The sequence below is a fragment of the Pseudomonas sp. GL-R-26 genome, from assembly GCF_019947365.1.
GTDB lineage: Bacteria > Pseudomonadota > Gammaproteobacteria > Pseudomonadales > Pseudomonadaceae > Aquipseudomonas.
This window is the reverse complement of sequence record NZ_JAGYGI010000059.1, coordinates 1-13,706: the sequence shown is the minus strand read 5'-3', so window position 1 is coordinate 13,706 and position 13,706 is coordinate 1. Positions and strand designations below refer to the sequence as shown.

The window sequence follows — 13,706 nt, the reverse complement described above, 5'->3', positions numbered from 1 at the left end:
CACCGGCTTGTTCCAAGGCCTGTTCGACCAGCGATGGATCAAGCAACGAGTCCAATCCCTCGAGGGAATTGGGAGTCGAGACGAAGTTGTGGGTCAGTTCCAGTGCCCGAGCCAGACGCATAAAAAATCCGATGCCTATTCAGGCATCGGATTTTGATTTCTTGCGGCCAAAGGTCAAGCAATGAGGCTTAACTGATCGGCATTACCCCGCAGGGTGCTTCTTTTTTATCCAACATCAGCAGATCACTGAGCCGCCTGATTCTCAGACAGGATCAACTTGCCTTCCTTATCCACCGGAATCTGGTTGCCTGGATCACGATCCATGCGCACCTTGCCTTCCTTGCCGTCCAGCGAATACCGCACGTCGTAACCTACAACCTTGTCACTGATGTCGTTAACGGTGTTACAGCGGGTCTGGGTCGTGGTGTAGGTGTCACGCTCTTGCATGCCTTCCTGCACCTTGTTGCCGGCGTAGCCACCACCGACAGCACCCGCGACCGTGGCGATCTTCTTACCGGTGCCGCCACCGATCTGGTTACCCAGCAAACCACCTGCCAATGCACCGACCACCGTACCGGCGATCTGATGTTGATCCTTCACCGGCGCCTGCCGGGTGACCGCTACATCCTTGCATACTTCACGTGGAGTCTTGATTTGTGTCTTGACCGGCTCAACAGCTAGAACCTGAGCAAACTCAGGACCGCTTTTTTTAACCAGGCTGTAGGTGGCCACAGCACCCCCGGCAGTCACACCGACAGCACCCAATACCGCACCAACCAGCATCGACTTGTTCACATGAACCTCCTGGACCATCACATGCGGAGCGTATCCGCGCTTCTCCCAGCCTTGGAGCACAAAAAAAGGCGCGAGTTCAACTCGCGCCTTTTTTGGATGACAGCCTATTAGGATTTTTCCCTCAAGGACGGTCGTCGACTTCCTTCTCGGTATTGACCGGAGGAATCAGGTCTTCCGTGCTCAGGTTCAGCCAGATCAGCACCACGTTCGCGATGTAGATCGACGAGTAAGTACCCGCCAGAACACCGATGAACAGGGCGATGGAGAAGCCGAACAGGTTGTCGCCACCGAAGAACAGCAGGGCCGCGATCGCCAGCAAGGTGGAGATCGAGGTCGCCATGGTCCGCAGCAGGGTTTGCGTGGTCGAGATGTTGATGTTCTCGATCAGGGTGGCCTTGCGCAGTACACGGAAGTTCTCACGAACCCGGTCGAATACCACGATGGTGTCATTGAGCGAGTAACCAATGATCGCCAGTACCGCCGCCAGCACCGTCAGGTCGAAGGTGATCTGGAAGAACGACAGGATACCGACGGTCACGATCACGTCGTGGATCAGGGAAACGATCGCACCGACCGCAAACTTCCACTGAAAGCGGAAAGCCAGGTAGATCAGGATGCCGCCCAGCGCCATCAGCATGCCGAGGCCGCCCTGGTCGCGCAGCTCTTCACCCACCTGCGGGCCGACGAACTCGACGCGCTTGACCGTCACCGGGTTCTCGCCGCCAACCTTCTGCAAGGCCTCGGCTACCTGATGACCCAGTTGCGGGTCTTCGCCAGGCATACGCACCAGCAGATCGGTGGTCGCACCGAAGTTCTGCACGATGGCTTCGTGATAACCCGCGGTCACCAGTTGCTCACGCACCTTGGTGACATCGGCCGGACGCTCGTAGGTCAGCTCGATGAGCGTACCACCGGTGAAGTCCAGGCCCCAGTTCATGCCCTTATGGAAGACACTGAATATTGCCAGTGCAGTAAGGAACAATGTGACGCCGAACGCAAAGTTGCGAACGCCCATGAAGTTGATTGTACGTAACATGGCAGCCCCTTAAATCCACAACTTCTTGAAGTCACGACCGCCGAAGATCAGGTTGACCATCGCGCGGGTCACCATGATGGCCGTGAACATCGAGGTAAAGATCCCGAGGGACATGGTCACTGCGAACCCCTTGACCGGGCCGGTGCCCATGGCAAAGAGGATGCCGCCGACCAGCAAGGTGGTCAGGTTGGCGTCGAGAATCGCGGTGAATGCCCGGCCGAAGCCTTCGTTGATTGCGCGCTGCACGGTCATGCCGGCAGCGATCTCTTCACGAATCCGCGAGAAGATCAGCACGTTGGCGTCGACCGCCATGCCCATGGTCAACACGATACCGGCGATACCCGGCAGGGTCAGCGTTGCACCCAGCAGCGACATCAGGGCCAGCAGCATCACCATGTTCACCGTCAGCGCGACGGTGGCGATGAGGCCGAAGAAGCGGTAGATGGCCATGATGAACAGCGAGACGAACAGCATGCCCCACAGCGACGCATCGATACCCTTGGTGATGTTGTCGGCACCCAGGCTTGGGCCGATGGTGCGTTCTTCAGCGAAGTACATCGGTGCAGCCAGACCACCGGCACGCAGCAGCAGCGCCAGTTCGGACGACTCGCCCTGACCGTTCAGGCCAGTGATGCGGAATTGAGCACCCAGTGGCGACTGAATGGTCGCCAGGCTGATGATCTTCTTCTCTTCCTTGAAGCTCTGGACCGGCACGTCTTTCTCGACGCCGTTGACCATCTGCTTGGTGTAAGTGGTAACCGGACGCTGCTCGATGAAGATCACCGCCATGCTGCGACCGACGTTCGAACGGGTCGCACGGCTCATCAGCTCGCCGCCGTGACCGTCCAGACGGATGTTCACTTCCGGGGTGCCGTGCTCGCCGAAGCCAGCCTTGGCGTCGGTCACCTGGTCACCGGTGATGATCAGGCCACGCTCGATCAGCGCAGGAGGACGCTTGCCCTCACGGAACTCGAAGGATTCGGAAGTGGCTTTCGAAGCACCCGGCTCAGCAGCCAGACGGAACTCCAGGTTAGCCGTCTTGCCGAGGATACGCTTGGCTTCGGCGGTGTCCTGCACGCCCGGCAGCTCAACCACGATGCGGTTGGCGCCCTGGCGCTGGACGATCGGTTCGGCAACACCCAGCTCGTTGACGCGGTTACGTACCGTGGTCAAGTTCTGCTTGATGGAGTATTCACGGATTTCCGCCAGCTTGGCCGGGGTCATCGCCAGACGCAGCACCGGTTGACCATTGAGGTCGGCCGGAACAATGTCGAAATCGTTGAAGTTCTTGCGGATGATCGAGCGAGCCTGTTCGCGGCTGTCTTCATCAGCGAAGCCCAGCTGAATGGCACCGCCCACTTGCGGCAGGCTGCGATAGCGCAGCTTCTCTTTACGCAGCAGGCTCTTGACGTCGCCTTCGTAGACTTTCAGGCGCGCGTCGAGGGCTTTGTCCATGTCCACTTCCAGCAGGAAGTGCACACCACCGGACAAGTCCAGACCCAGCTTCATCGGGTGCGCAGCGAGGTTGCGCAGCCATTGCGGGGTGGTTTGTGCCAGGTTCAATGCAACGACGTAGTCATCACCCAACGCCTTGCGTACAACGTCCTTGGCCGGCAGCTGGTCTTCAGCCTTGGTCAGGCGAATCAGACCGCCCTTGCCGTTGGCAGCCAGGGTGGCAGCCTTGACGTTGATCCCGGACTCTCTGAGCGCCGTGCTTACACGGTCCAGATCAGCCTGATTGACCAGCAACGCAGTGCTTGCACCGCTGACCTGAATGGCCGGGTCATCAGGATAAAGATTGGGAGCGGAATAAATCAGACCGACCGCCAGCACCGCCAGGATCAGAATGTATTTCCACAGAGGATATTTGTTCAGCATCACGCCGCCCGTTTATGACGCGGGGCGCCTTGCGCGCCCCGTCGATTGAATATGAAGTTGAAACTTAGATCGCTTTGAGCGTGCCTTTTGGCAGCGTGGCAGCGATGGCGCCTTTCTGGAATTTCATTTCGACGGTGTCGGAAACTTCCAGAACAACGAAATCGTCTGCAACTTTAGTGATCTTGCCGGCGATGCCGCCGGTGGTCACAACTTCGTCGCCTTTCTGCAGGCTGCTCAGCAGATTCTTCTGCTCTTTGGCGCGTTTGGCCTGTGGACGCCAGATCATCAGGTAGAAGATGACCAGGAAACCGACCAGGAAAATCCACTCGAAACCGCCGCCCATTGGGCCGGCAGCAGCAGGTGCAGCGGCGTCAGCCATGGCATTAGAGATAAAAAAGCTCATTTAGCACTCCAGTTGCAAATGTTGAATCTTGGGGTCAGTAAACTCAGTCCAAAGGCGGAACAGGTAACCCGCGTTTGGCGTAGAAGGCATCGACAAAGGCGGCCAATGTACCCTGTTGAATAGCCTCGCGCAAACCAGCCATAAGCACTTGATAATGACGCAAGTTATGGATGGTATTGAGCATGCTCCCCAGCATTTCGCCGCACTTGTCCAGGTGATGCAGGTAAGCGCGGGAGAAGTTCTGGCAGGTATAGCAATCGCAGGTCGGATCGAGCGGCGAATCATCATGGCGATGGAACGCGTTTCGGATCTTCAGCACGCCGGTATCAATGAACAGATGCCCGTTGCGGGCATTACGGGTTGGCATCACGCAATCGAACATGTCCACACCGCGGCGCACACCCTCAACCAAGTCTTCCGGTTTGCCAACGCCCATAAGGTAACGAGGTTTGTCAGCCGGCATCATGCCCGGCAGATAATCCAGCACCTTGATCATCTCGTGCTTCGGCTCGCCCACCGACAGACCACCGATGGCCAGGCCGTCGAAGCCGATCTGGTCGAGGCCTTCCAGGGAGCGCATGCGCAGGTCCTGGTGCATGCCGCCCTGCACGATGCCGAACAGCGCCGCCGTATTCTCGCCATGGGCTTCTTTCGAACGCTTGGCCCAACGCAGGGACAATTCCATGGAAATACGGGCAACGTCTTCGTCGGCCGGGTACGGGGTGCATTCATCGAAAATCATCACGATGTCGGAACCCAGGTCACGCTGGACCTGCATCGACTCTTCCGGGCCCATGAACACCTTGGCGCCGTCGACCGGAGAAGCGAAGGTCACGCCCTCCTCCTTGATCTTGCGCATGGCGCCCAGGCTGAACACCTGGAAACCGCCGGAGTCAGTCAGGATCGGGCCTTTCCACTGCATGAAATCGTGCAGGTCACCGTGCTTCTTGATCACTTCCGTGCCCGGGCGCAGCCACAGGTGGAAGGTGTTGCCCAGAATGATTTCAGCGCCAGTCGCCTCGATATCCCGTGGCAGCATGCCCTTGACCGTGCCGTAGGTGCCCACCGGCATGAAAGCCGGGGTCTCGACGGTACCGCGCGGGAAGGTCAAACGACCGCGACGAGCCTTGCCATCAGTGGCCAGCAGCTCGAAAGACATACGACAGGTGCGACTCATACTGTTTCCTCTGGGCCCGATTCTTTAGGGGCAGTCGGCGCAGGATTACGCGTGATGAACATCGCATCACCGTAGCTGAAAAAGCGGTAACCGTTGTCCACGGCGGCCTTGTAGGCGGCCATGGTTTCGGGATAACCGGCGAACGCCGAAACCAGCATCAACAGCGTGGATTCGGGCAAATGGAAGTTGGTGACCAGGGCATCGACCACATGAAACGGCCGGCCCGGGAAAATGAAAATGTCGGTGTCGCCACTGAACGGCTTGAGCACACCATCGCGGGCGGCGCTTTCCAGGGAACGCACGCTGGTGGTCCCCACCGCCACCACACGACCACCGCGAGCGCGGCAGGCAGCCACGGCATCGACCACGTCCTGGCCGACTTCCAGCCATTCGCTGTGCATGTGGTGGTCTTCAAGCTTCTCGACGCGCACCGGCTGGAACGTGCCGGCACCCACGTGCAGGGTCACGAACGCGGTCTCGACGCCCTTGGCGGCAATCGCCTCCATCAGCACCTGATCGAAATGCAGCCCCGCCGTCGGCGCCGCCACCGCGCCCAAACGCTCGGCGTAGACGGTCTGGTAACGCTCGCGGTCGGCGCCTTCATCCGGGCGGTCTATATAAGGAGGCAGCGGCATGTGCCCGACACGGTCGAGCAGCGGCAACACCTCCTCAGTGAACCCCAGCTCGAACAACGCATCGTGCCGCGCCAACATCTCGGCCTCGCCACCACCGTCGATGAGGATCTTCGACCCAGGCTTGGGCGACTTGCTGGAACGCACATGGGCCAGCACGCGATGACTGTCGAGCACCCGCTCCACCAGGATTTCCAGCTTGCCGCCGGAAGCCTTCTGGCCAAACAGCCGCGCCGGAATCACCCGGGTATTGTTGAACACCATCAAGTCGCCGGGGCGCAAATGCTCCAGCAAATCAGTGAATTGACGGTGTGCCAGGGCGCCGCTGACCCCATCCAGGGTCAACAGGCGACTATTGCGCCGCTCGGCCAGCGGATGGCGGGCGATCAGCGAATCAGGGAGCTCGAAGGTAAAGTCAGCAACGCGCATGATGGGGTTCGTCTAGCAGGGCCGGGAAGTCTAGCGGAAATATCAAAAATTCTCCATGTACCTGATTGACCAGCGGTTATCTCATCTCTATACTTCGCCGCCATTGAGCCCTGATGGCGGAATTGGTAGACGCGGCGGATTCAAAATCCGTTTTCGAAAGGAGTGGGAGTTCGAGTCTCCCTCGGGGCACCAAAATTAAGAAAGGTCTTGCTTTGCAAGGCCTTTTTTTTCGCCCGCGATAAAGTGGCTGACACCCCGCCGACCTGTAGGAGCCGGCTTGCTGGCGATGCTTTTGACCCTGTCCTTCCACGCCACCCGCACCGCCGGAACATTTCACAAGGATTCCCCCCATGGAATTACACCTGGAAACCGTCGCCCTCTTCTCCCTCAAACTGGCTTATGAATCGGAAGATTCAAGCCCGATTTTGCGTGACGATCTTGTGATGGGTGACTACCAGCGGGATGTGTTTGAGTTGCTGGTGCGTCGGGGGGATGTTGAGGCGATTCAGGTGAAGGTGGATGAGTGTGTGGGATTGGCGCTGGAAGCCATTGGCGGTGTGGATAAGCCGTTGGGGCGGGAGTTGCGCAGGTTGGCGGGTGAATTTGCCGGGACTCAAACGATCGAGCAGCTTGATGCCCCGCTCGTTGCGCTCAAGGATTATCTGAAAGACATTCAATGAAGGAAAGCGTGCGTTATCACATATCCAAAAATAAATAGCCCTCTTTCTGGCCTGCATTTCGGATTTATTGAACTTAAAACCAGATACTAAATTTGACGCTCCACCAACATACTTTGCAAATAACCAGCCAACCCATCAAGATCTGGATAAATAGAAGCCTGATGCACACCAAACAATCTCAATTCGCGTCGTATCTCCTCACGCGCAGCGCACGGAATTTTATACTTTCGAATGGCTCGACTCTTTAATCTATTATTGAGTGGTTCGTGAGGATCTGGCTGTATCGTGAAAACTCCAGACTGAGCTCTAATTCTATTAGTAACATGGGGCGGCTTGAAGACCCCGACATATTTATGCGCGAGCGGCTTGCGCACTACACCAGTATCAATGAATGCAGATTTTATAGTAAGGAAATAGAACGCGGCATCGCCCTGATAAGTCGAAACTGTTATCTGCTCCTTCTTAAGATCTACATTACCCATCGGTTCTGCAACTGCGAAATAAAGTGCTACCAAAGGATTGGTTGACCAATCTAAAAGCCTCGTAGGCAAACCATGATGCTGGGCGAGCGCGAGCCACTCCCACTCGTTTAAAGGTGAGGAGCCTACCAAGCCAACTGCTTGATTTTTGAACCGTTCAAAAATTGTTTTTTCGTCATAGTAAGCTAATGGCAACAACGACTTACCAACCCGACCCACCTTGGGGATCAACGAATAATAGTCACGACCTTCTCCGCGAAAAAAATATCTTTCATCGGGCGTAATTCCGCGAACAATAGACCGAAAATCATCAAATGAATTTATCTCCCCTGAAAACTCCAACTCCCACCCCCTTATAGACTAGATCAGATCGAATATGAGAACTGAGACTTAAAAACCCAGCCATCTAGACATCACTCCGCTTCTCACTTAACTTAAGAAAAACTTGGAATTTCATAGCGTTTGAAAATCTCAAGCTTAGCTACCGACGCATGATAATCAATAAAACCATCAACCATTGCAGGATCAATAAATACTGTTGAATATTGCATATCAGCCCCCTTCGAAAGCAGCCCCTCTGACACTACTATTTTGTTGAGCTTAATAAAACCCTCAACAACATCCCTAAATCGAGGGTGAGTATGACGGTAGTCAGAAGTGGTAAACGTCGTTGACATCCCGGTCTTGTAGCAAGCGATCTCGCCACCTGCCGTCTCAAACATAATTTTCTTTTGAGTAGCAACAGTGCCCGCGATAGATCTTTGGCAAGCCTCATAGAAACGGGCCTTCAAACTAGGCGACGAACCTCTAACGCAGGTTTTGTAAGAGAAATCTGTCTTCGACCCATCATCTCTATGCACGTGAAAGCAACTTGAAGGATGATCAGCCGAGCGCCCGCGATAAATCCCAACAACACCGCATCCGATTTTAGCATCGGATTCAGGATGCCTCTGAAGGAGTTCGTACACTAACTCTTCATCTGCACTACCCAGGTATTCATCATCGTCATATCGATCAAGAAGCGCCTTAAAAAATGCATCTGCATCGCCTTGTTTTTTAAACGTAATACTTGGCAGTACGACCGGCTTCGCCACACCCATCTCTTTCACCTCAAAATAACTGACGACACATAGAAACAAAAACCAAACCAACTCACTAATGAATACTAGCCAAGATAGATTAAAAACCCATCACAGATTCTACAACAACCCCACACCAACACCTCTCCTACCATCCTCTAGCTTTTCATTGATCTAAGCTTAGAACCTATACCTTGCTGAAAATCCTCAATAACACGCCTTTCGAATACACCTTCAGCATATCCTCCTAACTCTCTGTCTTTTAGCGTCTTCACGACAAATTCCAATCCATCATCTTTTGAAAATACGCGACCGCTCATAAGCTTCTCAGATATTTCAGTCGGAAGTCCATACTCTTCAAGAGTAGAAAACGAGCTAGGCTGAAACAAATGCTCAATTAACGCAGCGAACGCCATGTAGTTTGCGCTTTTCAACCCTCTCTTCTTAAGAACCACGTTTAAAACTTCATTCAACGCAATTAGATACTTTGGATAATTGAAAGATGCCCACCCCCTTAGAAAAGCGAGAACATTCTCGACCGCATCATCAGGTGTCGCACCATAGTCAATTTGACTTTTTATCATTTCTTTTCTGAACCGAGGAACGCTTCTCAAAGCATATAACTTCCAAATATACAAAGTCATCATAGAAGGCGTTCGCATAGAGCTTTGTCGAGCAGTGTTGGCCCCACCTAATTGTTTCCATACAATTTCTGAAGTAGCCTTTATATCCTCATATTGAGGCCGACTCGACCAGACCAACCTTTGCAGCTCTCGAATATCCAAATCATATAAATACTTTGCGGTAGCCAACAAATACTCAGGCTCTATCCCAGACAACTTCTTCAAGACTTCCACGGGTAACAAATCTTGCTTAGTTAAAAGTTGCAGCTTATCAAGAAGCCCTATCGGGACAGCCTCACTCGGAAGATTAATAAGAATACTTCCGGGAGTCGTATCTGTTGGATTAAACGAAGGTATATCTACAAAAGGGAGATTTTCTTCTGGTGGTGCGTCAAAACAGTAAACACTTCCAACGAAGTGCTTAAACATCCGCCCAGATCGACCTCTAATATTATTAAAAGTAAAAAAATCTAAAGGCTTCTTATTTAAAACCCCATCATACACAACAACGTTTTTTGCAGCTGTATTTACACCTTCGATCAAGGTAGAGGTACAGAGAAGCATCCCCAACTTCCCTTCCTCAAATGCTCTGATCATAAATCGCCCTAAGGACCTTGGAAGCCTACCATGGTGAATGCCTATCCCGTGCAGCAGAGCAACCGAAACTAGCCATTCATCATGATAGTGTTGTGACGTCCATTTCGCAGCCTCAATCAACTCCTCATCTTCCGTAAATTTTACATCTCTTATTTCTATATACTTCCTCAATAGCTTTCGAGTACTTGCTGGAGACTGACAGTAAACCAGTGTTTGCCCATTTAAATCATCTAAAAGCGTAGCAAAAGCTTCTTCTCTATTGGGCTTTTTGCTTAGCACGTGTAGTTCGATAGCAACGGTTTGAAAGTCTTCGACATAGAAATTACACTTCAACCGTTCCTTAACGACTTCCGGAATAGACTTGATTGAAGGGCCAAGCATGTAAAATTGAGCTCCGGTTTTAACAAGCTTTAACAGCGCTTGATTAAGAAGTGTCGCCCTATCACCCTCACCAGAGATTGAAAGCTTGTAAAACTCATCGATAGCAAAAAAATCAACACCCGGTATTTCAGCCTCAATGGCCAAATAGCGTTCTTGCGTCAATACAAAAATATTTCGTTCACCAACCGTTTGATTGCCCGTAGTCACAATATTGTATCGACCAACGAATCTTGACATTCGGCGGCGTGTTTCCTCAACTAACGCCAGCGTAGGTAAGATCAATACAATATTCGAGAAATTTTTTTCTGAAATAACCACATCAATCAATAAGCTTTTCCCAAACGACGTAGGAGCGCTCAAAATTACAGACTCGCCGTCCATTAGTTTTCTTAAAATTTTACTTTGAGAACTGTGAAGAACATAATTCTCCATCTCCCTTTCCGTTCGATTACTTGCATGAACGAAGGCACTACGCAACGACAAGTTCTCAAGATCCGACGCGTATGGGTACAAGCCGACTTGCATCGCCAACTCATCAACTATATTTTGATATTCAATTTCAAGTAACTCGCGCTTTGCAAGCGCTCTGATGACAAATTCACGCCCAACATCTAGATTGTTAGAGCACACAGTGGATACTACTGATAGCATTTTGAATGGATTCTTTATCCACTCATCTTCTCTCAGCTCTTTTCGCACAGCTTGGTGATCTATCATATCTGCAATGCCTTTAGGCGCTTATCCAAAGCTGAAATTAGCTCTACTTTTTCTTTTAATGGAATCAGAATTACATGGACCGTGATCGGCAAAGCCGTAAAAAATCTCGCCGCATACTGCTCATTTAGCTTCTTCCGCATAGTAGAGTATGCATCTAGAATTTCACACTTGATGTTTTTCTCGTACTCTTTATCCCCCGCCCCTTCTTTTACCACTTTGCTATTATAAGTTAGCAATACCGGAATACACGCTCGCTGAAAAACTTTATCGAGAGAGGTATTTTCGTGCAGCAGGTCTTTAAGCTCTGCGGCCTCAGGCCATGCGGGGTCTATTTTATTCCTAATTAAAATAAATTCCGACTTAAGATAATCAGTTTCTAAGTGATCTATTATTTCCTTGGTGACATCATAAATTGCTTTAGAAACGGTATTGTAAAACTTCGTTTCTCCGACCCACAATTCTAATCCAGTATCTTTTTTAACAACATGGACGGCATCAAAACCCTTAACCGTTTCATTCACAGAACTTTTATAATAAATCTTGTTAATAGCGGGCAAGGTTTTATAAACCTGTCTAATTGCTATATGGAGCAATATCTCCCCGAACTCACCGCGCAAACCATACTTCTCAGTATCATAAACTATCTTTGCTGCTCGCTTTATAATCCGCAAAGCATTGTGATGGCCGATCTCTTTTATTTCAGAATAACTTAAAGCAAACTCCGGCAGCCACTCTATTATATGGTCAGCAAACTGGTCATTCCGCCAACTTCCTCGTTCGAAACCTGCACAAAGCGCAAGATCATCGCCAACGTCGGCTGATTCATGAAAAACCACATTTAAAAACTTGTCGGGATGCTTCATGCCAAAATACTCACCTAAAACACTCCACCCGTCTGTTGTCAGCAGAACTAACAGTTTTGTTTACTTTGCGCATCGCGAAAAATGATAAAACCAGGCTCTTTAAACCATCATCACAAACAGTATTTTTTTTGAAGCAGGCGCATCCACCTTTAATATCTAACAGATCGAAATTTAAAAGCTTGATATAACTAGACTCCCGGCCATTCATTCGCGCAGGGAGCACTCCAAGAAGTTTATTGACGGAACTGTTTACTACGAAAGTCCAAGCGGCGAGAGCTATGTGCAGACAAGCGAGCGGCGAGATAGTGGGCATGACGTCTTCCTTTACGAGATGCAAAACAGGCCTCGTGAGGTATACCAACGGAAAGCCAATGCTTGAAGCTACTATTTTGCCATCGCGTCGTCCACCATCAATCATCCGCCTCTCGACTGGTTTTCGACTTAATGGCATGTGTTTGCGGGAATTTCTCGGTTTACTCCGGTCGCTCAGCTCCGACCGATGAGGTTGCTATGTGATGCAATCCCTGCCCCTAAAGGCGATGTTAACGCCTCATTCACCCAGACTGATTTTCTTTAGACTACTGAAGAGGACTCTTTCGAAGGTTGCACCAATGGTGACTGAACGATACCCTCCCACCCGTCGCTGCCAATTCAGCGACCGGGTGTGGAAACCCGTGTAATTCAAGGCGCAACAGCGCCCCCATCACGTCTGCCGGCGCTTTTTTTATGCCTGCGGCGTGAGTTATGGCGGCTGTGCGTGGGACGTCTTCGGGCGTGCCGGTTTCCTTGATTCCCGGTTTTCCACCCTGCGCACAGCTGTCACCCATTCGTGTGGAAACGAACGTGGCAGCTCCTCATATCAAGGAGTTGGATAATGCGCAGTATCAATCCGTTTGAAATTTGGCTTTTCTCTCTATGCGATTCCCAATCGCGTAACGCCCTCCCCCATTGCCTCTCCGTCCTCGGAGGTGGCCAATGACCGAACAACCTGAACTCAAAACCATCGGCCTGACGCCCGCGATCTACTGCGCGGATCAAGCGCTGTTTCATGTCACTCGCGGGGTTCCTCTCGGCGATGCGTTGTCCATGGCCTCCGATTTTCTGTTCCTGGCCAAAACACTCACCGAAGATGCTGCATATGCCAGAGACACTGACCGTCACGCTTGGGCTGCGCATTATCTGACTTCGATGAGCAAGGCGTTGGTGGATGATGCGGTGAAGGTGCTGACGCGGGATCGGACTTGTGCGCCGGTATCCAAGCGGGCGGGGGCGAAGGCTGAAGCTTAGTGGTTGAGGCCTGTGGGGTGTGGGTGGTTTGGGATGGTGGTGGTTGATTCGGCATTTGTGTTGGATGGGCTGGCGCTATCGCGGGCAAGCCCGCTCCCACAGGGATTGCGGTGAGCTGACAGGCATTGTTTGGCCCGACTGGGTGACTGGGTTGTGATTGCGGTGCATCTTCAGCATTGATGGTGGCTGGGCTGGCGCTATCGCGAGCAGGCTCGCTCCTACATGGATTGCGGTGGGCTGACGGGCATTGTTTGGCCCGAGTGGTGAGTGGTTTGTGATTGCAGTGCATCTTCAGCATTGATGGTGGCTGGGCTGGCGCTTTCGCGAGCAGGCTCGCCCCCACAGGGGTTTTGTGTGTTTAGTGGTATTTGGGATTAGCCCCGATGGTTTCGTAAGGAAAGCTTCGGAGGGGCTGGCTTAGGCAACTTCAATGTTCCATAAACAAGAAGGCCCGAACGTAATGCCGGACTGAGCCAGCACCAGAGGATCGGGCGCGATTGGGATTAATGCTGTCGTAGCCTAAGAGGGTGTAATTAGTTTTGTGTAACCGGTCATTTGGCAGGAGACTGCCTACCCCAAGGAAATCCAATGACCGAGCCAAAATCCAAGCGCGCCAAACGAGTCAAACCTGATCCTGAACTGGTTAAATT

Annotated in this window: 13 protein-coding genes and 1 tRNA gene; 3 read left to right on the top strand and 11 right to left on the bottom strand. The window is 52.1% G+C overall.

Annotated features, from left to right (window positions below; genetic code table 11):
• Positions 1-243: 243 nt before the first annotated feature.
• From KGA96_RS29205 to queA, 6 genes are all read right to left on the bottom strand, one after another.
• Positions 244-795 (bottom strand): glycine zipper 2TM domain-containing protein, encoded by a 552-nt coding sequence (locus tag KGA96_RS29205; RefSeq protein WP_046040280.1) that lies wholly within the window; start codon positions 793-795, stop codon positions 244-246.
• 121 nt (positions 796-916) lie between these two features.
• Positions 917-1,831, bottom strand: coding sequence for a protein translocase subunit SecF (gene secF / locus KGA96_RS29200; protein ID WP_223466873.1), 915 nt, complete (start codon positions 1,829-1,831; stop codon positions 917-919).
• A 9-nt stretch (positions 1,832-1,840) separates the two neighbouring features.
• The gene (gene secD / locus KGA96_RS29195) at positions 1,841-3,709 is read right to left on the bottom strand and encodes a protein translocase subunit SecD (RefSeq protein ID WP_046040278.1); all 1,869 of its coding nucleotides are present in this window, start codon (positions 3,707-3,709) and stop codon (positions 1,841-1,843) included.
• Positions 3,710-3,773: 64 nt separating this feature from the next.
• Positions 3,774-4,112: a preprotein translocase subunit YajC gene (yajC, locus tag KGA96_RS29190; protein ID WP_007916913.1), complete on the bottom strand. Its 339-nt coding sequence runs from the start codon at positions 4,110-4,112 to the stop codon at positions 3,774-3,776.
• A gap of 43 nt (positions 4,113-4,155) precedes the next feature.
• Positions 4,156-5,271: a tRNA guanosine(34) transglycosylase Tgt gene (gene tgt, locus KGA96_RS29185; protein WP_160387208.1), complete on the bottom strand. Its 1,116-nt coding sequence runs from the start codon at positions 5,269-5,271 to the stop codon at positions 4,156-4,158.
• 14 nt (positions 5,272-5,285) lie between these two features.
• The gene (gene queA / locus KGA96_RS29180) at positions 5,286-6,350 is read right to left on the bottom strand and encodes a tRNA preQ1(34) S-adenosylmethionine ribosyltransferase-isomerase QueA (protein ID WP_223516000.1); all 1,065 of its coding nucleotides are present in this window, start codon (positions 6,348-6,350) and stop codon (positions 5,286-5,288) included.
• Positions 6,351-6,457: 107 nt separating this feature from the next.
• Between queA and KGA96_RS29175 the strand changes: the two genes are divergently transcribed.
• A tRNA-Leu gene (locus KGA96_RS29175) sits at positions 6,458-6,542 on the top strand.
• A gap of 158 nt (positions 6,543-6,700) precedes the next feature.
• A complete protein-coding gene (locus KGA96_RS29170) occupies positions 6,701-7,030 on the top strand; it encodes a hypothetical protein (protein WP_223515997.1) in 330 nt (109 codons plus the stop codon).
• Between the two features lie 86 nt (positions 7,031-7,116).
• Here the strand turns inward: KGA96_RS29170 and KGA96_RS29165 are convergent, their stop codons facing one another.
• The 5 genes from KGA96_RS29165 to KGA96_RS29145 all read right to left on the bottom strand — a co-directional run bounded on the left by KGA96_RS29165 (position 7,117) and on the right by KGA96_RS29145 (position 12,082).
• Entirely contained in the window at positions 7,117-7,851 is a 735-nt protein-coding gene (locus tag KGA96_RS29165) for an FRG domain-containing protein (protein ID WP_223515994.1), read from the bottom strand.
• 92 nt (positions 7,852-7,943) lie between these two features.
• The gene (locus tag KGA96_RS29160) at positions 7,944-8,603 is read right to left on the bottom strand and encodes a DCL family protein (protein ID WP_223515991.1); all 660 of its coding nucleotides are present in this window, start codon (positions 8,601-8,603) and stop codon (positions 7,944-7,946) included.
• A gap of 143 nt (positions 8,604-8,746) precedes the next feature.
• Positions 8,747-10,906: a DEAD/DEAH box helicase gene (locus KGA96_RS29155; protein ID WP_223515988.1), complete on the bottom strand. Its 2,160-nt coding sequence runs from the start codon at positions 10,904-10,906 to the stop codon at positions 8,747-8,749.
• Complete coding sequence (locus KGA96_RS29150) at positions 10,903-11,769, bottom strand: DUF1837 domain-containing protein (protein WP_223515985.1); 867 nt, start codon at positions 11,767-11,769, stop codon at positions 10,903-10,905. The genes KGA96_RS29155 and KGA96_RS29150 overlap by 4 nt, the downstream gene beginning before the upstream one ends.
• Positions 11,770-11,779: 10 nt before the next feature.
• Positions 11,780-12,082 (bottom strand): hypothetical protein, encoded by a 303-nt coding sequence (locus KGA96_RS29145; RefSeq protein ID WP_223515982.1) that lies wholly within the window; start codon positions 12,080-12,082, stop codon positions 11,780-11,782.
• Positions 12,083-12,744: 662 nt separating this feature from the next.
• On the opposite strand from KGA96_RS29145, the gene KGA96_RS29140 reads away from it, so the two are divergent.
• Positions 12,745-13,056: a DUF3077 domain-containing protein gene (locus tag KGA96_RS29140; protein ID WP_223459253.1), complete on the top strand. Its 312-nt coding sequence runs from the start codon at positions 12,745-12,747 to the stop codon at positions 13,054-13,056.
• Positions 13,057-13,706: the final 650 nt, after the last annotated feature.